This window comes from Neorhizobium puerariae (genome assembly GCF_042429745.1).
In the GTDB taxonomy this organism is placed as follows: domain Bacteria; phylum Pseudomonadota; class Alphaproteobacteria; order Rhizobiales; family Rhizobiaceae; genus Neorhizobium; species Neorhizobium puerariae.
This window is the reverse complement of record NZ_JBHMAA010000017.1, coordinates 50228-69996: the sequence shown is the minus strand read 5'-3', so window position 1 is coordinate 69996 and position 19769 is coordinate 50228. Positions and strand designations below refer to the sequence as shown.

Annotated in this window: 20 protein-coding genes; 10 read left to right on the top strand and 10 right to left on the bottom strand. The window is 64.3% G+C overall.

What is annotated here, in order from left to right; all coding sequences use genetic code 11:
* Positions 1-3: 3 nt before the first annotated feature.
* From ACFFP0_RS16000 to ACFFP0_RS15985, 4 genes are all read right to left on the bottom strand, one after another.
* Entirely contained in the window at positions 4-2112 is a 2109-nt protein-coding gene (locus tag ACFFP0_RS16000; protein WP_377262553.1) for a TRAP transporter permease, read from the bottom strand.
* A 77-nt stretch (positions 2113-2189) separates the two neighbouring features.
* A complete protein-coding gene (locus ACFFP0_RS15995; RefSeq protein WP_377262927.1) occupies positions 2190-3134 on the bottom strand; it encodes a TAXI family TRAP transporter solute-binding subunit in 945 nt (314 codons plus the stop codon).
* Positions 3135-3271: 137 nt separating this feature from the next.
* The gene (locus ACFFP0_RS15990) at positions 3272-3526 is read right to left on the bottom strand and encodes an exodeoxyribonuclease VII small subunit (RefSeq protein WP_377262551.1); all 255 of its coding nucleotides are present in this window, start codon (positions 3524-3526) and stop codon (positions 3272-3274) included.
* A 3-nt stretch (positions 3527-3529) separates the two neighbouring features.
* Positions 3530-4462: a histone deacetylase family protein gene (locus ACFFP0_RS15985; protein WP_377262924.1), complete on the bottom strand. Its 933-nt coding sequence runs from the start codon at positions 4460-4462 to the stop codon at positions 3530-3532.
* A 176-nt stretch (positions 4463-4638) separates the two neighbouring features.
* Between ACFFP0_RS15985 and ACFFP0_RS15980 the strand changes: the two genes are divergently transcribed.
* On the top strand, positions 4639-5037 hold the full coding sequence (locus ACFFP0_RS15980) for an acyl-CoA thioesterase (RefSeq protein WP_377262549.1): 399 nt from the start codon (positions 4639-4641) through the stop codon (positions 5035-5037).
* 77 nt (positions 5038-5114) lie between these two features.
* On the opposite strand, the gene ACFFP0_RS15975 is transcribed toward ACFFP0_RS15980, so the two are convergent.
* From ACFFP0_RS15975 to ACFFP0_RS15965, 3 genes are read right to left on the bottom strand one after another with little or no spacing between them, the layout of a single operon-like run.
* Positions 5115-5678 (bottom strand): biotin transporter BioY, encoded by a 564-nt coding sequence (locus tag ACFFP0_RS15975; protein WP_377262547.1) that lies wholly within the window; start codon positions 5676-5678, stop codon positions 5115-5117.
* Positions 5679-5707: 29 nt separating this feature from the next.
* A complete protein-coding gene (locus ACFFP0_RS15970; protein WP_377262545.1) occupies positions 5708-6313 on the bottom strand; it encodes an energy-coupling factor transporter transmembrane component T family protein in 606 nt (201 codons plus the stop codon).
* Positions 6310-6987 carry an energy-coupling factor ABC transporter ATP-binding protein gene (locus tag ACFFP0_RS15965; RefSeq protein ID WP_377262543.1) on the bottom strand — a complete coding sequence of 226 codons (678 nt, stop codon included), beginning with the start codon at positions 6985-6987 and terminating at the stop codon, positions 6310-6312. The genes ACFFP0_RS15970 and ACFFP0_RS15965 overlap by 4 nt, the downstream gene beginning before the upstream one ends.
* Positions 6988-7095: 108 nt before the next feature.
* Between ACFFP0_RS15965 and ACFFP0_RS15960 the strand changes: the two genes are divergently transcribed.
* Positions 7096-8289: a winged helix-turn-helix domain-containing protein gene (locus ACFFP0_RS15960; protein ID WP_377262541.1), complete on the top strand. Its 1194-nt coding sequence runs from the start codon at positions 7096-7098 to the stop codon at positions 8287-8289.
* A 93-nt stretch (positions 8290-8382) separates the two neighbouring features.
* Here ACFFP0_RS15960 and ACFFP0_RS15955 read toward each other — a convergent pair whose 3' ends face one another.
* From ACFFP0_RS15955 to ACFFP0_RS15945, 3 genes are all read right to left on the bottom strand, one after another.
* Entirely contained in the window at positions 8383-9363 is a 981-nt protein-coding gene (locus tag ACFFP0_RS15955) for a Bug family tripartite tricarboxylate transporter substrate binding protein (protein ID WP_377262539.1), read from the bottom strand.
* Positions 9364-9756: 393 nt separating this feature from the next.
* Positions 9757-10044, bottom strand: a complete 288-nt coding sequence (locus ACFFP0_RS15950; protein ID WP_377262537.1) for a DUF3175 domain-containing protein — start codon at positions 10042-10044, stop codon at positions 9757-9759.
* Between the two features lie 66 nt (positions 10045-10110).
* Entirely contained in the window at positions 10111-11103 is a 993-nt protein-coding gene (locus tag ACFFP0_RS15945; protein ID WP_377262535.1) for a LacI family DNA-binding transcriptional regulator, read from the bottom strand.
* Positions 11104-11300: 197 nt separating this feature from the next.
* On the opposite strand from ACFFP0_RS15945, the gene ACFFP0_RS15940 reads away from it, so the two are divergent.
* From ACFFP0_RS15940 to ACFFP0_RS15905, 8 genes are all read left to right on the top strand, one after another.
* Complete coding sequence (locus ACFFP0_RS15940) at positions 11301-12089, top strand: 6-phosphogluconolactonase (RefSeq protein WP_377262533.1); 789 nt, start codon at positions 11301-11303, stop codon at positions 12087-12089.
* Entirely contained in the window at positions 12082-12861 is a 780-nt protein-coding gene (locus tag ACFFP0_RS15935) for a sugar isomerase domain-containing protein (RefSeq protein ID WP_377262531.1), read from the top strand. Before ACFFP0_RS15940 ends, ACFFP0_RS15935 begins: the two co-directional genes overlap by 8 nt.
* A 2-nt stretch (positions 12862-12863) precedes the next feature.
* A complete protein-coding gene (locus tag ACFFP0_RS15930) occupies positions 12864-14006 on the top strand; it encodes an N-acetylglucosamine-6-phosphate deacetylase (RefSeq protein WP_377262921.1) in 1143 nt (380 codons plus the stop codon).
* A complete protein-coding gene (locus tag ACFFP0_RS15925) occupies positions 14003-15253 on the top strand; it encodes an alkaline ceramidase (RefSeq protein WP_377262529.1) in 1251 nt (416 codons plus the stop codon). The genes ACFFP0_RS15930 and ACFFP0_RS15925 overlap by 4 nt, the downstream gene beginning before the upstream one ends.
* 103 nt (positions 15254-15356) lie before the next feature.
* Positions 15357-16658 carry an ABC transporter substrate-binding protein gene (locus tag ACFFP0_RS15920; RefSeq protein WP_377262527.1) on the top strand — a complete coding sequence of 434 codons (1302 nt, stop codon included), beginning with the start codon at positions 15357-15359 and terminating at the stop codon, positions 16656-16658.
* Between the two features lie 89 nt (positions 16659-16747).
* Positions 16748-17635 (top strand): carbohydrate ABC transporter permease, encoded by an 888-nt coding sequence (locus tag ACFFP0_RS15915; protein WP_377262525.1) that lies wholly within the window; start codon positions 16748-16750, stop codon positions 17633-17635.
* Positions 17632-18528, top strand: coding sequence for a carbohydrate ABC transporter permease (locus ACFFP0_RS15910; protein WP_377262523.1), 897 nt, complete (start codon positions 17632-17634; stop codon positions 18526-18528). The genes ACFFP0_RS15915 and ACFFP0_RS15910 overlap by 4 nt, the downstream gene beginning before the upstream one ends.
* A 5-nt stretch (positions 18529-18533) precedes the next feature.
* On the top strand, positions 18534-19769 hold the full coding sequence (locus ACFFP0_RS15905) for an AGE family epimerase/isomerase (RefSeq protein WP_377262521.1): 1236 nt from the start codon (positions 18534-18536) through the stop codon (positions 19767-19769).

Sequence of the window (19769 nt, the reverse complement as noted above, 5' to 3'; positions counted from 1 at the left end):
GGCTCAGGTCAGCGCCGGCGCGGTCGGCGCATTGCGGTTCCGCCACCAGTGCCAGCCGATCCACAGGGCGGTGATCACCCAGCCTATCTCGTCGGTCCAGGGCAGCGCCATCACCAGCAGGACGCCGGCCAGGAAGGCGAGTGCGCGCTCCCAGACCGCAAGCCGGGCGAACAGGAAGCCGACGACGGCGGCCCCCCAGAGCACGATGCCGGCGCAGGCCTTGAAGAACACGTAGACCACTTCGCCCCAGTACCCGACATAGGCTGAAAGCGGGCCGGGGTCCTGCAGCATCAATGCCGGCGTATAGACGGCCATGAAGGGCACGACATAGCCGGCGATCGCAAGCTTGGTGGCCTCCCAGCCGATCTTCTGCCCGGACACCTTGGCCATCGGGGCGGCGGCGAACGCGGCAAGCGCCACCGGCGGCGTGAGATCCGCCATGATCCCGAAATAGAAGACGAACATGTGGCTGACGATCAGCGGCACGCCGAGTTCCAGCAGTGCTGGGCCGGCAAGCGAAGACGTGATGATGTAGTTCGGAATGGTGGGAATGCCCATGCCGAGGATGAGGCAGGTGATCATCGTCAGGACGAGCGAGATGAACAGGTTGTCCCGGCCGATCTCGATGATCGTGCCGATCAGCGTCGAGGCGATGCCCGTGAGTGTCAGCGTGCCGATGACGATGCCGACGATGGCGCAGGCGATGCCCACCGGCAGGGCGTTCTTGGCGCCTTCGGCAAGCGAGTCGACGCAGATCATCAGCGTCTCGCGGCCGCCCTTGAAAAGGAGGCAGGCGACGATGAGCATGGCCAGCAGCCCGACCAGGAGGGTGACGCCGAACTCGAAGAAGCTCGCCGAGGCGATGCCGACCGCCAGCCAGAAGACGATGCGGAAGGCGACAGGACCGATCGAGGCGGCAATCGGCGTCGAGAGGATCAGCACGATCGTCAGCGCCAGGCCCATCGTGCCCGCGAAGATCGGCGTATAGCCTGCAAACAGCAGATAGACGAGCGCGGCAAGCGGCAGGACGAGCGGCCAGTGCTGCTTGATGGCGCCCCAGGCGCTCGGCAGCTCGCTTTCGCTCATGCCGCGCAGGCCGGCCTTGCCGGCTTCGAGATGCACCTGCCAGAAACAGGCGCCGAAATAGAGGACCGCCGGGATGATCGCGGCCTTCACCACCTCCGCATAGGGGATGTTGAGCGTTTCGGCCATAATGAAGGCCACCGCCCCCATGACCGGCGGCATGATCTGGCCGCCCATGGAGGAAGTCGCCTCCACCCCGCCTGCGAAGGCCGGCTTGAAGCCGAAGCGTTTCATCAGCGGGATGGTGAACTGGCCGGAAGCGACGACATTGGCGACGCCCGAGCCGGAAATCGTTCCCATCAGCGCGGACGAAAGCACGCAGACCTGGGCTGGTCCGCCGCGCCAGGACCCGACGAGGCCGAGCGCCACGTCGTTGAAGAGCGCGATCATGCCCGCCCGTTCGAGGAAGGCGGCAAAGACCACGAAGATGAAGATGTAGGCTGCCGACACATAGACCGGCGTGCCGTAGATCCCTTCGGTTCCGTAGGCGAAATAGTCGATGATCTGGTCGAAGAAGTAACCGCGCGTCTGCAGCGCGCCGGGCGCATACTGGCCGAAGAAGCAATAGGCGAGAAAGACCCCGCACATGATCGTCAGCGGCAGGCCCATGAGCTGGCGGGCGCCTTCGAAGACGACCGCGATCAGCACCACGCCGACGACGATGTCCGTCGTGTTGAGGAAGCCGGTGCGCTGCAAAAGCGGCGCATATTCCACCCAGTTGTAGAGCCCGGTCGCAAAGCCCAGAAGCCCCAGGAACCAGAACCAGCTCTTGCCGGCGGTCGTTTTGGCGCGGAGCTGCGCGAGCAGGCCGAAGCCGAGCAGCAGCAGGAAGGCTACGTGCATGGCGCGGATCACCTGGCTCGGCAGGATCGCATAGGCGGCCGTGATGAGCTGGAAGGCCGAGAAGGCGAGTGCAATCGCGAAGGTGATCTTCGCGCCGAGGCCTTCGCCCCATCCGGCCGGCAGTCCTTCGATAGGCTCCTCGACGCTTTGCGGGGTCATCGGATGGTGCATTGCGGATTCGGACATGGATTCCTTCCGGGATTCAATTGCCGATTGGCTTGCTCCCTCGTCTCCCCGCCGGGGAGAAGGAAGGACGTCCGGTATCACTTCAGAAGCCCGGCTTCCTTGTAGTAGCGTTCTGCGCCCGGATGCAGGGGCACGGGCATGCCGTCGAGCGCCTTCTTCGGGTCGATCGCCTTGGCGGCGGCATGCGCCGCGGAAAGCTTCGGCAGGTTTTCGAAGAGGAGCTTGGTCATCTGGTAGGCGGTTTCGTCGGAGACGCCCGAATGGGTGATCAGGAAATTGCCGACGGCTGCGGTTTCCACATCCGCGGTCTGCCCCTCATAGGTGCCCGCCGGAATGACGGCGGAAATGTAGGGAGCGCCGATCTTTTCGACCTCGGCCTTGGGAATGGCCACCACGTTGATCTTCAGGGAGGTTGCCAGGTCGCGGATCGACGCGACCCCCAGGCCCGCCGACTGGAGCGTCGCATCGAGCTGGCGATTCTTGATGAGTTCGACGGATTCGGCGAATGGCAGGTATTCCGTCTTGCCGAGATCCTTGTAGGACATGCCCGCGGCGGTGAAGATCGCCCGCGCGTTGAGCTCCGTGCCGGAGGCCGGTGCGCCGACCGAAAGGCTCTTGCCCTTGAGGTCGGAGAGCATCTTCACCCCGGATTCGGCGCTGGCGACCACCTGGATGTAGTTGGGATAGATGGCGGCGATGCCGCGCAGTTTGTCCAGCTTGCCGGGAAAGCCCGCCTCCTTGTTGCCCTTCCATGCTTCCTGCACGGAATCTCCGAGCGAGAAACCGATCTCGCCGCGGCCGGCCTGCAGCAGGTTGAGGTTCTCCACCGAAGCCTTGGTGGCCTGCACCTGGGTGCGGGCGCCCTTGATGTTCTGGCCGTATATTTCCGAAAGGGCGACGCCGAGCGGATAATACACGCCCGAAGTGCCGCCGGTCAGCACGTTGATGAATTCGGCGGCTTTCGCACCCGCAGCCGAAAACGCCGTGGAGGCCGCAAGCGTCGCCGCGAACACGAGATTGATTTTGCTGGACTTCACGATCTGCTCCTCCCAAAGCAACCACTCGGACGGTGGTTATCATGGGGAGGCCATACCGGTGCGTCAACCGGTTTGTGCCCTGATCATGGCGATGGTCGTACAACTTTGGTGGTAGTTTGCGCCTATTCGCCGTCGAGCGGCTCGACGCCCTGCGGCTTGCCGGCACGGTCGAGGCGGATCTTCTCGATCCGGTTTTCCGCGGCGCTCAGAAGCTTCTCGCAATGCTTCTTCAGGGCTTCGCCACGCTCGTAGATGGCAATGGATTCGTCGAGCGCGACATCGCCGCGTTCCAGCCGCGCGACGATGCTTTCGAGTTCGGCGACGGCCTTCTCGAAGGAATAGCCGCTGACATCGATGGTTTCGGTGTTGTCGGTCATCCCTTATCCTCTCAGGAGTCTCATGATGTGCATGCCGGCCGATTCGGCCAGGCCCTCGAGATCATAGCCGCCCTCGAGCAGGCTGACGATCCGGTTGTTGGCATATTTGCCGGCGATTTCCATGACCCGCCCCGTCGCCCAGTCGAAATCGTCCCCGACGAGATTGATCTGCGCCAGCGGATCGCGGTGATGGGCATCGAAGCCTGCCGATATGATGACGAGATCCGGCCGGAAGTTGTCGAGCGCCGGCAGGACCCGGCTCTTGAACGCATCGCGGAAATGGTCGCTGCCGGTATCGGGCGAGAGCGGCGCATTGACCACGTTGTTCTTCACGCCGGTTTCGTCGACGGCGCCCGTGCCCGGATAGAGCGGCATCTGGTGCGTGGAGCAGAACAGCACGGAGCGATCGTCCCAGAAGATGTCCTGCGTGCCGTTGCCATGATGCACGTCCCAGTCGACGATCGCGACGCGCTCGATATCGTATTTCCGTTGCGCGTGACGCGCGGCGATCGCGGCGTTGTTGAACAGGCAGAAGCCCATCGCCTTGTCTTTTTCGGCATGATGCCCCGGTGGACGGCCTGCGACGAAGGCATTGTCGATCTTGCCCGACATCACGTCGTCGACGGCCGCCATGGCGCCGCCGATCGCGGTCAGCGCCGCCTGCAGGCTTTTCGGTCCCACATAGGTATCCGCCTCGATCTGGCGGACGATGTCCTCCTCGGGAATTTCCCGCATCACGGCGCGCAGATGCTCTTCCGGATGGGCAAGCAGAACCGCGTCCTCGTTGGCCTGCGGAGCTTCCTTGCGGTCGAGCGCATCGAAGTTCGGATGCTGGAGGGCGATCGCCAGCGACCGCAGCCGGTCGGCCCGTTCGGGGTGCCCCTCGGGCGTGCGATGCTCGAGGAAAATCTTGTGTTCGTAAAGGCGCGTGGTCATGAAGCGGCCTCCTGAGGTGCAGATCTGGGTCCCGACCCGGCGGCGGACGATCTCGACATGGCGCAGGCGCAGCATTTTTTCAAGCTGCATCTCCTTGCCCGGCGCCTGTTTGGCCCGGTGCTTGTTTGGATTGAAAGAATGGTCTTACATGGAGGCAGTTCTAGCCCGAGGTCGTAGTGGTCAAGGATACCGTCAAATCGCAGGAATTCCGCGTGCCGTTCCGCGACGTGGACATGCATGGGGAGATGTTCCGGTCGGCCTATGTCGTCAGGGCGGAGGAGGCGGTCACGGAATTCTGGCGGCGCCGCAAGCACCAGAAGGACGATCCCTTCTTCGCGGTCGGCAAGATCACCTGCACCTTCCATTCGCCCCTGAGGCTCGGCGATGTCGTGCATACGCATATCGGCATCAGCAAGATAGGCGGAAAGTCCGCCGGTTTTCTGGTGCACATGCTGCGGGGCAATGAAGCCGTGGCGGAGGCGGAGGTCGTCTGGACAGCCCACGATCCGGAAAGCCGCGAACCCGTGGCGCTTCCCGAGGAACTGCGTGACTGGTTCTACCAGTTTCTCGATTGAGGCCGCGTTGCCGCGAAGGCGGGAGCCGGCTTCGGGACAATGGCGCGCGAAGGACGGAATGGAAACACGGCCGTCGTTCAGGCGCGCTGCGGCAGCAGCGGATAGCCCACCATTACCGCCCGTCCGGCAAAGGCGGCGATCAGCGCTTTCAGGGCGTCGCCCGGAATGAAGGCGAGGTCGCCCATGAAGGCCGTCGAGAGGCCGGTGCCCGTGCCGTAGGCGAGGTAGAGAATGCCGAGCGTGTGGTCGATCAGGACGCCGCCGAACAATGCGGCAAGGAAGAAGCCGGCGATCTGCACGATGCCGCTCTGCGAGCGGTCCACGAAGCGTTCAGAAAGATAACCGGTGACGAAGGCTGCGAAGAACCAGCCGACGAGATAGCCGGCGGTCGGGGAGACGAAAGTCGCAAGGCCGCCGCGCCCGCCGGAAAGCACCGGCAGGCCGATCGCCACGAGCAGCAGGACGAGCAGCACGGCGAAGCCACCCCGCCTGGCGCCGAGGACGACGCCGGCCAGCATGACGCCCAGCGACTGGGCGGAGATCGGCACCGGAATGAAGCCGAGCATGATCGGAGGCACCAGGCCCAGCGCCACGATGATCGCGGCGAACAGGGCGGCCAGAACGAGATCCCGAGTGCTCATGGATATGTATCCTCAATGTCGTGGCAATGTCACTTCCGTGCCCGGATGCCGCGGGCGTCGATGGCTGCGGCGATCTCGTCGGCATTCCTGAGCGTCAGGATGATCAAGGGGGCCGCGAGCGTCAATGGGGCGGGCTTCAACCCCCGGGCGTGATGGGCGTCGCGGATGGCCTGATAACGGTCCACCACCTCTGGCACGAAACGGATCACGAGGCCGATCGCGAGGCCGACATCCGCCGCCTTGATGAGGCCGAGCCGCTCCAGCGGCCGGGCCGCGAGCGTGATTTCGTCGATGAAATCGCCGGTGCTCGTGGTCGCCGTGACGGCGGCCGCGCAAAGCGCCAGGGCGCTGAGCCGCATGAGCACGACAAGCGCCTGGCCCGGACTGTTGAGAACCAGCGTGAAGATCGAAACGGCGGCGACCGTCAGCACGACCATCCGCAGGCGAAGCCAGGATTTCCGCCATCCGAGCCCCAGCGAAGCGTAGAGGCAGGCTCCGGAGACGGCGGCAATGCCGAGAAGCATATGCGAATCGGTCAGGAAGAGCAGGAAGCTGGCCGCCGCGAGCCCCAGGAGCTTTGTCCGCGGCGACAGCCGGTGCAGGAAAGTGTCGCCTTCGACATAAAGCGTCTTCATGCGGCGATTTCCCGATACCGCGCTATGATGTCCCAGGGAACGCCGTCGGCGGCGAGGCGGCCTTCATGGAACAGCAGGACCCGGTCGAAATCCGCAATCAGCGAGAGGTCGTGGCTGATGACGATGACGTCTTCGTCGAGGCCGCGGATCGTCCGTTCCACGAGGTCGCGGTTCCTCAGGTCGAGCTGGTTGGTCGGTTCGTCCATGATCAGGATATTGGGCCGGGTGACCAGCACCGAGGCAAGCGCCGCGAGCTGCAATTCGCCGCCGGAAAGCTCATGCGCCCGGCGCTCCGCCAGATGACCTATGCCGAAACGGGAAAGCACTCCGTTCACGGCCGCGTCGATTTCCCGCGTCGGCAGTCTCCGCGATTTCAGGCCGAGCGCCATGTCTTCCCGCAGGATCGGCAGGATGATCTGGTTCTGCGGGTTCTGGAAGATGAAGCCGGCTTCGGCGCGCACCCTGTCGCCATCCCTTGCGGTGTCGAAGCCGTTGACCGTGACGCGGCCGGCATACGGCGCCACCAGGCCGTTGATCATCCGGGCGAAAGTCGTCTTGCCCGAGCCGTTGAGCCCGATGATGCCGATGCGCCGTTCCGTGAGCGAAAGCGTCAACGGATGGAGCACGGTGCGCCCCTCGAAATGCGCCTCAGCCTCTTCGAACCGTATATCCAAGCCTCACCCTCGCTTTTCAGCGGTCTATAAACCGGATGACAGGCGAGGGGAATTCGGAACAAAACATAAACATTGAAACCGCCGCGCCGGCATCCTAGTCTATCCGCCATGGCGATTCTCATTCCGAACGATCAGGCCCGAAAGATATTCCTCGACCGGCAGCGGCTTTCCGGGCCGCCCGGCCGGGCTCTTGCCAAGACGGGTCTGCTGCAGCTCATCGACGATCTCGGCTTCGTGCAGGTCGACAGTATCGCGACCGTCGAACGCGCCCATCACATGATCCTGTTCTCCCGCAACCAGACCTACAGGCGCGAACATCTGACCGCGCTTCTGGAAAAGGACGGCGAGCTTTTCGAGCATTGGACGCACGACGCCTCGATCATTCCCTCGCGCCTCTTCCGGTACTGGAAGCACCGGTTTCTCCGCCGGGAGCCGATCCTCGCCGAGCGCTGGAGGAAATGGCACGGCGAGGGTTTTGACGCCGCTTTCGAGGAAACGTTCCGGCACATCGCCGAGAACGGCGCGATCATGTCGCGCGACATGAAGACGGAAGACCACAAGTCCGGCGGCTGGTGGAACTGGCATCCGAACAAGACGGCCCTCGAATATTACTGGCATACGGGCAAGCTCGCGATTGCCGGCCGGGTCAATTTCCAGAAGATCTACGACCTGATGGAACGGGTCATCCCGCCGCGCCATCACGAACCGGAAGTGAGCCACGAGGAGTTCATCGACTGGGCCTGCCGCAGCGCACTGGAGAGGCTCGGTTTCGCAACCTCGGGGGAGATCGCCGCCTTCTGGGACCTCGTGACGCCGCAGGAGGCGAAGGATTGGGTGGCCGATCATCGCGACGAATTGACGGAAGTGCTGATCGGCTCCGCCAATGGCGGCCGGCCGCGCCCGTCGTTCGCCTTCGCGGGTTTTCCGGAAAATCCCGGCGATATTCCCGAACCGCCGGCCCGCGTGCGCGTGCTCAGCCCTTTCGATCCGCTCCTGCGCGACCGTGACCGGGCCGAGCGGCTCTTCGATTTCTTCTACCGTATCGAGGTTTTCGTGCCCGAGCCCAAACGGCAATACGGCTATTACGTCTTTCCGCTGCTCGAAGGCGACCGGATGATCGGGCGCATCGACATGAAGGCAGACCGCAGGGCGAATGTGCTCGACGTCAGGCGGCTATGGCTGGAAAAGGGCGTTCGGCCTTCCGTCGGCCGGCTGGAGAAACTGGACGCCGAGCTTCTGCGCATCGCCCGCTTCGCCGACGTCGACAAGGTTGTCTACCAGGACGGCTGGCGCGGCGAGTGAGGTACGCTCCTGCGTGCGTGCGCCGCTCCGGTTTCGCGCAATGGGGAAAGGCCGGAATGAAGCCCGGCCTTTCCCATGCGGCTTTCCGGCCGCCTACTGCTTCTCGATCTTGCCGATCTTCGCCCAGTCTTCCCAGCGCTTCACGTCCATCGTCGCGTAGTCGAGGGTGGCCTGGGGGTTGTCGAGGGTCATCGGTTCGCCGCCATTGGTGCCGACGAACTTGCGGGACTCCTCGCTGGTGGTGACCTCCGTCATCACCTTGTGCATCTTGTCCAGGATCGGCTTCGGCGTACCTTTGGGCGCTGCCAGGACCCACCAGATGCGGACGTCGACATTGGGCACGCCTTCCTCCTGGAAGGTCGGGATGTCGGGAACGGAGGAGATGCGTTTTGCCGTGCTGACCGCGAGAATGCGCAACGTCCCGTCGCGCGAGCGGGCCAGTCCGAAGACCGGATCGCCGACCATGTAGTCGATCGCGCCGCTGGCGAAATCGTTCAGGGAGTCGGCGCTGGTCTTGTAGCGCACCTGCAGCGTGTCCAGGCCCCCGGCATTGGCCTTGTACATCTCGGCGAGGATCGTCGCCGGGAAGTTCGGCGTGGCGTAGGAGGCCTTGTCGCCCTTTTCCTTCATCGCGGTCGTCAGTTCGGAAATGTGCTTGTAGGGCGATTTGGCGCTGACCAGCATCATGAACGCCTGGCTGAAGACGGGCGCGATATAGTCGAAATCGGTCAGCGGATCATAGGGCGGGCTCTTGAAGACGTGCGGCGCGGCGGTGAACTGGTCGGCGGAGCCGATCAGCATCGTATACCCGTCCGGCTTCGCGTTTTTCAGCGCGACGACCGAAAGGCTTCCGAGGCCGCCCGGCTTGTTTTCGACGATGACGGTCTGCTTGAGCTTTTCCTCGAGCTTCTTTGCGAAGAAGCGGGCGTAGACATCGGCGCCGCTGCCGGCCGGAAAGCCGGCGATCAGCGTGATCTGCCGGCTTGGATAGTTGTCGTCGGCTGCGTTCACGCCACCCGGCGACATCACTGCGGAAAACACCAGCGCCAGCGCGCCTGCGAGAAATCGTTTCACTGCACTCTCCTCCCGGAGTTCAGTCCGGCACCTTACGGGCGAGGCCGGATGGTGGCGGCGCGAAACAGTCTCCCCCCGTTCGCGCTAGGGTATAAGGTAGCCATATATTTCAGGGACGGTCAAACGCTCTCCGGGCTGGAAAACCCCTTCCGGCTTAAATCTAATGGCCCGAATATGCCGGCTTATGAGGGGCGGACGGATGCCGCGCCCTTCGCCGCCTGTCAGCTCCGCCAACGGCATTTCGAAGCGCGATCCCTTCCACCGGGTCGCAGGCAGGGATCGGCAGGCTGGCAGACCGGAGGGGCAGGCACCCGGCCGCGGGGCTGGAGGAAAATCGCCTCCACGGTCGTGTCGGTCGCGGGAACAGCGGCGTCGAGGCCGGGCGGCGCGTTCTTACCGCTTCGGTTCACGGCCATAGTCCTTGCGCAACTCGTCCTTGGCCTTTTCCAGCGTCGCGCGCCTCGACCCGGAAAGCTGGTCGCCGGCCCGGTTGATGTAGAAGTTCAGCATCGACATGGCCGAGCGGAACGGGCTCGACTTGCGCCTGTCGCTGGCCTCGGCCGAATGTTTGAGCGAATCCGCGATCTTCCTGGGACTGCGTGATTTGAACACGCCTTCCTTGAGATCCAGCGCGTCGCTATGCTCGGTCACGTCCTGTGACCATTTCTTTTTCCTGGGCATCGAAGCCTCCGGAGGCAGGTTGGGGGACGCTTCCCGAACCCGCCCCGGACGACAAGGTTCCCGCGCCTATCGCGGGGCGGCCGTCGTGTTCCGCACGACGAGATGGGTTTCCAACACGTAGCGCACGTCGCGGATGGCGCGCGATTGCAGCATGTCGAGCAGCAGCGAAACGGCGACGCGGCCGGCCTCCATCGAGCGGTTGGAAACGGAGGTGAGCGCCGGGTAGGTCATCGCCCCGAGCACGTCGTCGCAGCCGATCAGGCTGAAATCGCCGGGGACGCTCACATGCTTTTCGGCAAGGCCGGCCAGCACGCCCTGCGCCGTCAGGTCGTCGAAGGCGATTGCGGCCGTCGCCCCGGTGGCCAGGATGGCGCCGACCGCGTTGCGGCCGGAATTGTAGCTGGGCAGCACGGCCGGCACGGTCTCGACCTGGACCTCGAGGCTGGATGCGGCCGCCCGCACCGCGGAGCGCCGCTGCTTGTTGGACCAGGAGGTTGACGGGCCGCTCACATAGACGATCTTGCCATGCCCGAGCCTGGCCAGGTGTTCGACCGCCTCGCGCACGCCCGAACCGCTGTCGATCAGCACGCGGGGAATGCCGTCGAGATCGCGGTTGATCAGCACGAGCGGCAACTGGCCGGCATGGGCGCGGATGCGCTCGTCGGAAAGGCGCGAGGAGGCCAGCACCAGTCCTTCCACCTGGCCCGCGAACCGGCTGACCAGCTTGTCCTCCTGCTTGGGGTTTTCCTCGGTATTGCCGAGGAAGATGCAGAAGTCGGACCGGTCCGCCTCGATCTGGGCCGCCTGGATCATCGGCGGAAAGAAAGGGTTGGCGATGTCCGGCACGATCAGCCCGACATTGCCGTGGCGGCCGGTGCTCAGCGCGCGCGCCGTGTGGTTCGGCACGTAGCCCAGCGCCTCGGCGGCCTTCATGATGCGGGTGACGGTTTCGGGGCTCAGCATGTCCGGCCGGGTAAAGGCCCGCGAGACGCTGGAACGTGCGACCCCGGCCGCTTCCGCGACCTGGCTGATGGTGACGCCCTTGGCTCGCTTGATCATGGATTCTGGAAACCCGTCCGTTTTCGATCCGACTACCACGAATGCCACCGCTCCATCAATTCGAGCGCGAAGACTGCCATTCATCCACTTGACATGCAACCGGTTGCATGAAAGTCTTCCGGCAACAAGAAAAATGGGGAACTGCAACGGGCGCGGCGACGCGCGCGGTTCCCCGTATCGACGACATGGAGACCGCGTTGAACCTCGTCACTGCCCCTCGTCCTTCGCCGGAAACACGGCGGACCGTCGACCGGCTCTCGGTCGAAAGCTTTGCAACGCGGGCGGAAATGGGGGCGGCGGCGGCGGCCGACATCGCGGCCGCACTGGCCGGGCGTCTTGCCCGCCAGTCTGGGGTGCGGATGGTGTTTGCCGCCGCGCCCAGTCAGGCGGACATGCTGAAGGCGCTTTGCGCCGCGCCGGGCATCGACTGGAGCCGTGTCGCCGCTTTTCACATGGACGAGTATATCGGCCTGCCGCCATCCTCGCCGGCCCGCTTCGGCAACTGGCTGGACGAGCATGTCTTTTCCCGGCTGCCCTTTGCCGCCGTCCATCGCATCACACCGGAGCCGGATGCCGCAGCGGAGGTTCGGCGTTATTGCGACCTTCTGAACGAAGCGCCGGTCGATTTCGTCTGCCTCGGCATCGGCGTGAACGGCCATATCGCCTTCAACGACCCGCCTGTCGCCGATTTCAATGACCCTGCCGATGTCAAGATCGTCGAACTCGACGATATCTGCCGGCAGCAGCAGGTGGACGACGATTGCTTTCCCGACCTTGCTTCGGTTCCGCATCGCGCGGTGACGCTGACCGTGCCGCGCCTGATGCGGGCCGACCGTCTCTTCTGCGTCGTGCCGGGCGCCGTCAAGCGCCTGGCGGTTTCGAAGACGCTTTACGGGCCTCTCAGCACCGAATGCCCGGCCAGCGTCCTGCGCATCCATGAGGCTTGCACCCTTTATCTCGACAAGGACTCCGACCCCGATGCCTGAGAAGACCGTGATCGATGCGGATGCACTCTGCGAAGGTTATTTCGCCTCGACGCAGGCTTTGATGCGCCGGGTTCTGGAAGAGGAGAAGGCGCCGTTGGATCAGGCTGCGGCAAAGCTTGCCGACCAGATCGCCGCCGACCGGCTGGTGCATATCTACGGGCCGGGCGGCCATTCCAATCTCGCCTCGCAGGAAGTCTTCTTCCGGGCCGGCGGGCTGATGCATATCAGCGCGATCCTTGACGAGGGCACGCTGCTTTCGAACGGCGCGTTGCGCTCCATGGCGATCGAGCGTACCCCCGGTTACGGCAAGGTGGTGATCGCCAACCAGCGGCTCGGCGAAACCGGCCTGCTGATCCTGGTGAATGCGTACGGCATCAACGCGGCGCTGATCGATGCGGCGCTTGAAGCACGCCGTCGCGGGGTCTTCCTGATCGGCATCAACTCTCGCCAGCATGCCGCTAACACCGCGCCGGATCATCCCGCGCGCCATCCGACCAGGCAGAATCTCCACGATATCGTCGACATAGCCGTGGATACGAAGGTCCCGATCGGCGATGCCGTCGTGACCGTGCCGGGCATGAGTGAGAATATCGCGGCGATCTCCACCTTCGCCAACGCCTTCACGCTGAATTGCCTCGTCATCCGAACCGTCGCCAAGCTTGTCGAACGGGGCATCGAGCCGCCGGTATGGCGCAGCGGCAATGCGCCGGGCGGAGACGAGGCGAACAGCCGCTTCATCGCCAATTTCGAAGGACGGGTGAGGGCGCTTTGACCATGGTCGTCGACGGTATCGATCCCCGTACCGGCAAGGGCATCGCGATCGAGATCGCCGACGGCAGGATCGCCGCTATCCGTCCCTCGGAAGACACCGGCCCACACTATGTCTCTCCGGGCCTGATCGACCTTCAGGTCAACGGCTTCCGGGGTTTCGACCTGAACAATGGCGAAGTGACGCCGAAGATCGTTCTTTCGCTCTGCGAGGAACTGTTGAGCGTCGGGGTCACCACCTGGCTGCCGACGATCATCACGGCATCCGGGGAAACGATCCTGCAGACGCTGGAGGCTCTCGCCGGTGGTATCCGGGCCGGCCATCGGCTGATTGCCGAAATGGTGCCCGGCGTGCATGTCGAGGGCCCGTCGATTTCCGGCAAGGACGGCCCGCGCGGAGCCCATCCGCTGCAGCACGTCCGCCCGCCGTCGGTAGCGGAATTCGAGCGCTGGCAGAGGGTTTCCGGCAATCTCGTTTCGATGGTGACCATCGCGCCGGAGCACGAGGGCAGCATCGATTATGTCCGGGCATTGACGGCGCGCGGGGTCCACGTCGCGCTCGGGCACACCGATGCGACGCCAGAGGAAATCCATGCCGCGGCGGAGGCGGGCGCGGTCCTCTCCACCCATCTCGGCAATGGCGCTGCCGCCATCCTGCCGCGTCACCCGAATTTCATCTGGGCACAACTTGCCGACGACCGGCTGACGGCGAGTTTCATCGCCGATGGCTGGCACCTGCCGGCCGATACTTTCAAGGCCATGCTGCGCGCCAAGGGCATGGAACGCGCGGTCCTCGTGTCCGACATGGTGGCGCTCGCCGGCATGCCGCCCGGCCTCTACGAGCAGCCGGTGGGAGGTCGCGTCGAGGTTTCGCCGGAAGGCCGCATCGGTGTCGCCGGCACGCCCTATCTTGCAGGCGCCAGCCTGCCGCTTTCCGCCAATGTGGCGCTCGCCGCGCAAATGGCCGATATCCCCCTGGCCGACGCCTTGTTGCTGGCGACGGAAAATCCCGGCCGTTTCGCGGGTGGCCGGGGGCGGCTGGAAGTCGGCGCGCGGGCCGATCTCATTCGTTTCGACTGGTCGCAGGGCGACCGGGCGATCCGGGTTTGCGAGACCTGGGTCCATGGTGAAAAGGCGTTTTGCCAATGATCCGGGCCGGGGCCGCCATCATCGATATCACGCCGCCGCCGGGGCTTCTGATGTCCGGCTTCGCGGCCCGCAGCCTGCCCGCCGCAGGCGCGCACGATCCGCTCACGGTGCGGGCCGTGGCGATCGGCGACACCGCCGTCGTCGTCGCCGATGTCATCGGCATCGATACGGCCATGAGCGCCCGCATCCGCGAGCGTTGCATGCTGCCGGCTGAAAACGTCGTGGTCGCGGCGCTTCACAATCACGGCGGTCCTGTCTCCATGGCGGGAAGGCTGAGCCTCGCCGCCGATCCGGCTTATCTGGAGCGGCTGGAGGATGCCTGCGTCGCGGCGATCGGCAAGGCTGCCGCAGCGCGCCGGCCGGCGACAATCGCGGTGGGGCAGGGAAGCGACCCGGGGATCGCGCGCAACCGGCGCCATCCCGGCGGACCGGTGGACGCTTCCCTGCCGCTGCTGCGCATCCGGGGTGGGGACGGCAGCATGATCGCGGTCGTCGTCGCCTATGCCTGCCATCCGGTCGTGCTGGCCGCCGACAATCTTCTCTGGACCGCGGATTATCCGCATTTCGTCCGCCAGGCGCTGGAGGAGACCTATCCCGGCGCGGTGGCGCTGTTCATGACCGGTTGCGTCGGCGACGCCAATACCGGCCATTCGGCGCATGCCTCGATCACGCTTTCCGCCAATCCCGACCGTACATACGAGGCTGCTGAACGCATCGGCCGCAAGGTGGCGGAGGCAGCACTCGCGGCGGATGAACAGCCGCTCCCGGATACGGTGGTCGTCGGAAACGGAACCGTCGCCCTCCGGTTCGAGCGGCGTGAGACCGAAGCGCCCGGAGATCTCGAAAAGCTCTGGCGCGAGGAGGCCCGAACCGCGGAACCGGCGCGCAGGAGCCTGCTCGGCCACTGGGCCGGATGGGCGCGAACGGTCGCGCCCGTCATCCCCGAGCCGCTTGCGGCGCGCGTTACCGTCCTCCGCTGGGGCGGCGTGCCCGTCGTGGCGCTTCCCGGCGAAATCTTCGCGGAGACGGCGCTTTCGATCCGTGCCGCGCTCGGCCCGGAAAGGCCGGCTTTCGTCATCGGTTTCGCCGACGACAATCCCGGCTACATCCCCCCGGCCAGCGAGTTCCGCCATGGCGGCTACGAAGTGGACGAGGCGCACCGTTACTACGGTCTGGCCGCGACGTTCGCGCCGGGCTCGGCCGAAGCGCTGGCCGATTGCGCCATCGCACTCGCGAACGGCGACTGAGGAGAAAACGCAATGATGCGCGCCGCTTCGAACAGACGTCCGATGCTTGACACGCAACCGGTTGCATGAGAGCTTTTTTCAACAACAACAAGGGAACAGGGACATGAAAAACGCATCAGTGAAGACCAGGATTTCCACCCGCGCGCTGCTGATGGGCGTGGCTTTCTCCGGCACGCTTCTCTCCGGCATCGCCTCTGCTTCGGCCGAGACGCTGACGGTCTGGAGCGGTTACCCGGAAATGGCGCCCTTTTATGAACATGTCGCCCAGGGGCTGAAAGCGACCCATCCGGATCTCGACGTGAAGGTCGAGGCGATCGCTCTTCGCGAACATGAAAAGCGTGTGGCGCTCGGCCTCACCGGCGGCCAGGAAGGTGTCACCGTCATCGAGCTTTCAGGCTCCACGGCCACGCGCTATCTCGAAAACGATCTCCTGCCCAAGGCGCCGGACGACATCTCGACTTTCGTCAAGGATACCAGGAACTTCGACAAGTTCTTCAGCGACACCGCAAGTTACGGTGGCGTCGTCTACGGCGTGCCGCTCTTCCGTGGGCAGGGGGCGCTTTACTACAACACCGACATGTTCAAGGCCGCAGGCCTCAGCGCCCCGCCGAAGACCATGGAGGAATATTCCGCCTATGCCGAGAAGCTGACGAAGCGCGACGCTTCCGGCAAGGCCACCGTCTCCGGCTGGAGCCTGCGCCTTTCCGGCGGCGGCCAGGGCATTGCCGAAAAATTCTGGATCAACATGCACCAGTTCGGCGGCGCGATCCTGGTTCCGGCGGGCGACGGGAAGTGGAAGACCAACTTCGCCAACGAGGCCGGCCGAAAGGCGCTGAAGCAGTATCTCGCCAACATCTTCACCGCCAAGACGGTCACGCCGGAAATGCCCGCCGATGCGGATGCCTTCGAACGCGGCCAGACGGCCATGTTCATCCGCGAATCCTGGGTGATCGGCGATATCGCCAAGAAGGCGCCGGACCTGAAATATGCGACTGCACCCCTTCCTCGCGGTTCGATCGCCCTGCCGACCAATCTCTACGTCGCCGGCGACGACGCGGACATGGGCTGGGAATTCGCAAAGGCCGCCAATACGCCGGAGAATCTCGTCTGGCTCCTGCAGAATGTTGGCTGGCTGCCGAACCGTTCGGGCGTCGACTATTCGAGCGTGACCGCGAAGCAGCCGGCTTTCGCGGCCTTCGTCAACTATCCGCAGGGCTACGAATTCTTCACGCTGCCGTCGATCGGCCCGATCGAGGAAATCCTGACCCGTGTCGCGGCCCAGCTCGTCGTCGCCTTCGCCGATGCTTCCATGGCAGGCGACGATGCCAGGATCGACGCTTTCCTGAAGAAGACGAGCGACGAAGTGAGCGCCATCCTCGACCGGGAAGGCCTGCTGGCGAAATAATCATCGTCCGCCACTCGCCAATGACATCCGCCCGGAGCATCATCGCCCCGGGCGTTTATCAGGGATGGGCGTTCATCAAGGATGACTGCATGCTGAAGCGCAAAAGATTCATTTTTGCGATCCTCGCGATACTGCCGACATTGGCGATCTTCGCCTATGTGCGGCTTTATCCGATCGCCGACACGCTGAGGCTCAGCCTTTTCCAGTGGAATATCCTGTCGAAGAACAAGCCGTTCATCGGGCTTGCGAATTTCCGCGAGCTGACGGGCGACCATCTGTTCCTCGACGCGCTCGTCAACACGACGATCATCGCCTTCGGCGTGCTCATCCTGACGATCCCGATGGCGCTCGTCATCGCCGCGCTGATCTTCCACCGCACCCGGTCGAGAATGGCCGGGTTCTACGAGACGGCGGTCTTCATTCCGCATGTCGTGTCGCTGGTGCCGGCCGCCATGGCGTGGAAGTGGATATTCGACGCCCGGCTCGGACCGCTCAACGCATTCCTGAATTTCTTCGGCATTCCGGCGCAGAACTGGCTGTTCGATCCGGTCCTGTCCGTCATCTGCATCATCGTCCTCTGCTCCTGGCAGGCGCTGGGTTATGCGGTGCTGATCTATATCGTCGGGTTCAAGAACCTGCCGGTCTCGCTCTATGAGGCCGCCAAGCTCGACGGCGCCTCCGGCCCGCAGAGCTTCTGGTATCTCTCCATCCCGATGCTCAAACCCATTACCCTCTACGTCTCGGTCGTCACGCTGGTCTCGGGCTTCAACGTCTACGCCCAGGCCTTCGTGCTGGCCTCGGACGCGCAGGGCGCCCCCGGCCGGCAGGTGCGCGTGCTGGTCCTCGACATGCTGGAAAACAGTTTCCGCAACTACCGCGTCGGTTACGCCGCGTCGGAAGCCGTGGTGCTTCTGGTCATCGTGCTGGTGCTGACGCTTATCCAGTTCTCCATGCTGCGGGAAAGGGGCAAGGCATGACCATCGAACTCATGACCACCCATGTCGAACCGACCGCGGAGGAACTTGCCGAAAGCCGCCGCCTGCGCCGCAGGAAGCAGCTGACGAACCTCGCGATCGACATCTTCCTGGTCGCCGTTTCGATCCTGATGCTGCTGCCGCTCGTCTTTCTCGTGGCGAACGCCTTCAAGACGCCGGCGGAAATGCTTGCCTGGCCGCCGACCATCATTCCGCATGATCCGACCGTCGCCAATTTCTCCGCCGTGCTCGGGGAGACGCCGCTGCTGCGCTGGATCGGCAACAGCCTCGCCTTCGCGGTCATGTCGACGGTCGCCATCGTCGCCACCTCGGCAATCGCGGGCTATATCTTCGGCAAGTTTCGCTTCCAGACGATGAACGTCCTTTTCGCGCTGTTCCTCGCGACCGCGATCGTGCCGTTCGAAGTCTACATGATCCCGCTTTATTTCCAGGCGAAGAGCCTCGGCATCCTGAACTCCGTCTGGGGTCTGCTGCTCGGTTATCTGGTGATGAGCTTCGGCATTTTCCTGATCCGGCAGAACGTCATTCACTCGATCCCGGACGAGTTGCTGGAAGCCGCCCGCATCGATGGCGCAGGGGAATTCTGGATATTCTTCCGCATCGTGCTGCCGCTCCTGCGCGGGGCGCTGGGGGCGCTCGCCGTGCTCGCCTTCTTCCAGGCCTGGACCGCCTTCGCCTGGCCGATGATCGTCACGACCACCCGCTCCAGCTATACGATCGAGGTGGGCCTGGCGCTGTTCCAGACGGGCTTTACCGTCGATCTCGGACGCCTCAGCGCCGCTTCGGCAACGGTGCTCATCCCCTCCATCCTGCTCTTCGTCATCCTGCGCCGCAATTTCGTGCAGGGTGTCGCCAGCACCGGCCTCAAGGAGTGACGGCGATGGAATTCTTCAAAGAGGCGCGCAGGACCTATGCCGCGGCCAATGCCGGCACGCTCTACTGGATGCTGCAACGCCCGGTGCTCGGCGGCGGGTTCCTCAATATCAAGCAGAACAGCCTGACGCTGAAGGATTATGGCGCCGAAGACGGCATCCGCGGCCCTGGCTATACCTATGGCTGGATTCAGGGGCGGGGGCTCGAAGCGCTTGTCACCCATGCTGAATTCTTCGAGACGGAACTGCCGCCGCTTGCCGAAAAACTCGATGCCGCCGGCCGGCGCCTCTACGATCTGCTGGCCGCGCTGCAGAAGCCCGATGGGCACGCCTATTTCTGCTATGACAGGGATATGGTGCCGACCTGCGCGGACGCGGCCGATGTCATCCGGCCCCAGGAAAAGCCGGCGCTGATCTTCACCTATTCCGACGCCTTCGTTGCCAAGGGGCTGGTGGCCGCGGCGAGCCGCTACGGCCTGTCCGGCCTTGCCGGCCATCTCGCCTATCTCGACCGCGTCATCGCATCGATCGAGAGCAACCGTTTCCAGATGGACGAGCGCCGGCTGCTGTCGCTCGACAGCCTTGCCGTTCAGGCGGACGATTTCGGCCCGCGCATGATCCTGCTCGGCGCCGCCGGCATGCTGAAGCGTTTCGGCCATACGGCGCATCTCGCCTATGCCGACCGCTTCATCGCCCATGTCATCGACCGGCACTACGATGCTGCGGCCGGCCTGCTGCGCAACGTGCCGGGTGAAGACTTGTGCAATGTCGGCCACGGCATCGAATTCGTGGGTTTCGCGCTCGACTATCTCGACGACAATGTCGACCCCGCGCTGATCCGAACCCTGGAGCGCATTCTCGTTGCGTCCTTCGACAAGGGTTTCGTCGGCCCGGGTATCGCGCTCACGGTGTCCGTCACGACGGGTGAGGCTGAGAGTCCCTATTGTCCCTGGTGGTCGCTGCCGGAGACCATCCGTTCCGCGGCGCTGGTGCATCGACGCACCGGCAGCGCGGAAAGCCTGCGTGTCTGGAAGACGGCGCATGCGGCCTTTTTCGAACGTTATTGGCGTGGAACGCCGCCGATCGCCTATCAGACCATGACAACGACCAGGGAGGGGGACGGTCCGGTGGATTTCGTGCCGGCCACGCCCGACCTCGACCCCGGTTATCACACCGGCCTCAGCCTGCTCGCGGCCGTCCGCGCCGCGGACCAACTGGGGCCAACCACTCGAATCCCAGGATAA

Bases quoted from the DNA above. Each gene is read 5' to 3' on its own strand.
- ACFFP0_RS15910 (WP_377262523.1), top strand. From the start codon at position 17,632: ATGACCATCGAACTCATGACCACCCATGTCGAACCGACCGCGGAGGAA.
- ACFFP0_RS15970 (WP_377262545.1), bottom strand. From the start codon at position 6,313: ATGAAGACGCTTTATGTCGAAGGCGACACTTTCCTGCACCGGCTGTCG.
- ACFFP0_RS15935 (WP_377262531.1), top strand. From the start codon at position 12,082: ATGCCTGAGAAGACCGTGATCGATGCGGATGCACTCTGCGAAGGTTAT.
- ACFFP0_RS15915 (WP_377262525.1), top strand. From the start codon at position 16,748: ATGCTGAAGCGCAAAAGATTCATTTTTGCGATCCTCGCGATACTGCCG.
- ACFFP0_RS15975 (WP_377262547.1), bottom strand. From the start codon at position 5,678: ATGAGCACTCGGGATCTCGTTCTGGCCGCCCTGTTCGCCGCGATCATC.
- ACFFP0_RS15985 (WP_377262924.1), bottom strand. From the start codon at position 4,462: ATGACCACGCGCCTTTACGAACACAAGATTTTCCTCGAGCATCGCACG.
- ACFFP0_RS15920 (WP_377262527.1), top strand. From the start codon at position 15,357: ATGAAAAACGCATCAGTGAAGACCAGGATTTCCACCCGCGCGCTGCTG.
- ACFFP0_RS15960 (WP_377262541.1), top strand. From the start codon at position 7,096: ATGGCGATTCTCATTCCGAACGATCAGGCCCGAAAGATATTCCTCGAC.
- ACFFP0_RS15990 (WP_377262551.1), bottom strand. From the start codon at position 3,526: ATGACCGACAACACCGAAACCATCGATGTCAGCGGCTATTCCTTCGAG.
- ACFFP0_RS15945 (WP_377262535.1), bottom strand. From the start codon at position 11,103: ATGATCAAGCGAGCCAAGGGCGTCACCATCAGCCAGGTCGCGGAAGCG.
- ACFFP0_RS15925 (WP_377262529.1), top strand. From the start codon at position 14,003: ATGATCCGGGCCGGGGCCGCCATCATCGATATCACGCCGCCGCCGGGG.
- ACFFP0_RS15950 (WP_377262537.1), bottom strand. From the start codon at position 10,044: ATGCCCAGGAAAAAGAAATGGTCACAGGACGTGACCGAGCATAGCGAC.
- ACFFP0_RS15905 (WP_377262521.1), top strand. From the start codon at position 18,534: ATGGAATTCTTCAAAGAGGCGCGCAGGACCTATGCCGCGGCCAATGCC.
- ACFFP0_RS15930 (WP_377262921.1), top strand. From the start codon at position 12,864: ATGGTCGTCGACGGTATCGATCCCCGTACCGGCAAGGGCATCGCGATC.
- ACFFP0_RS16000 (WP_377262553.1), bottom strand. From the start codon at position 2,112: ATGTCCGAATCCGCAATGCACCATCCGATGACCCCGCAAAGCGTCGAG.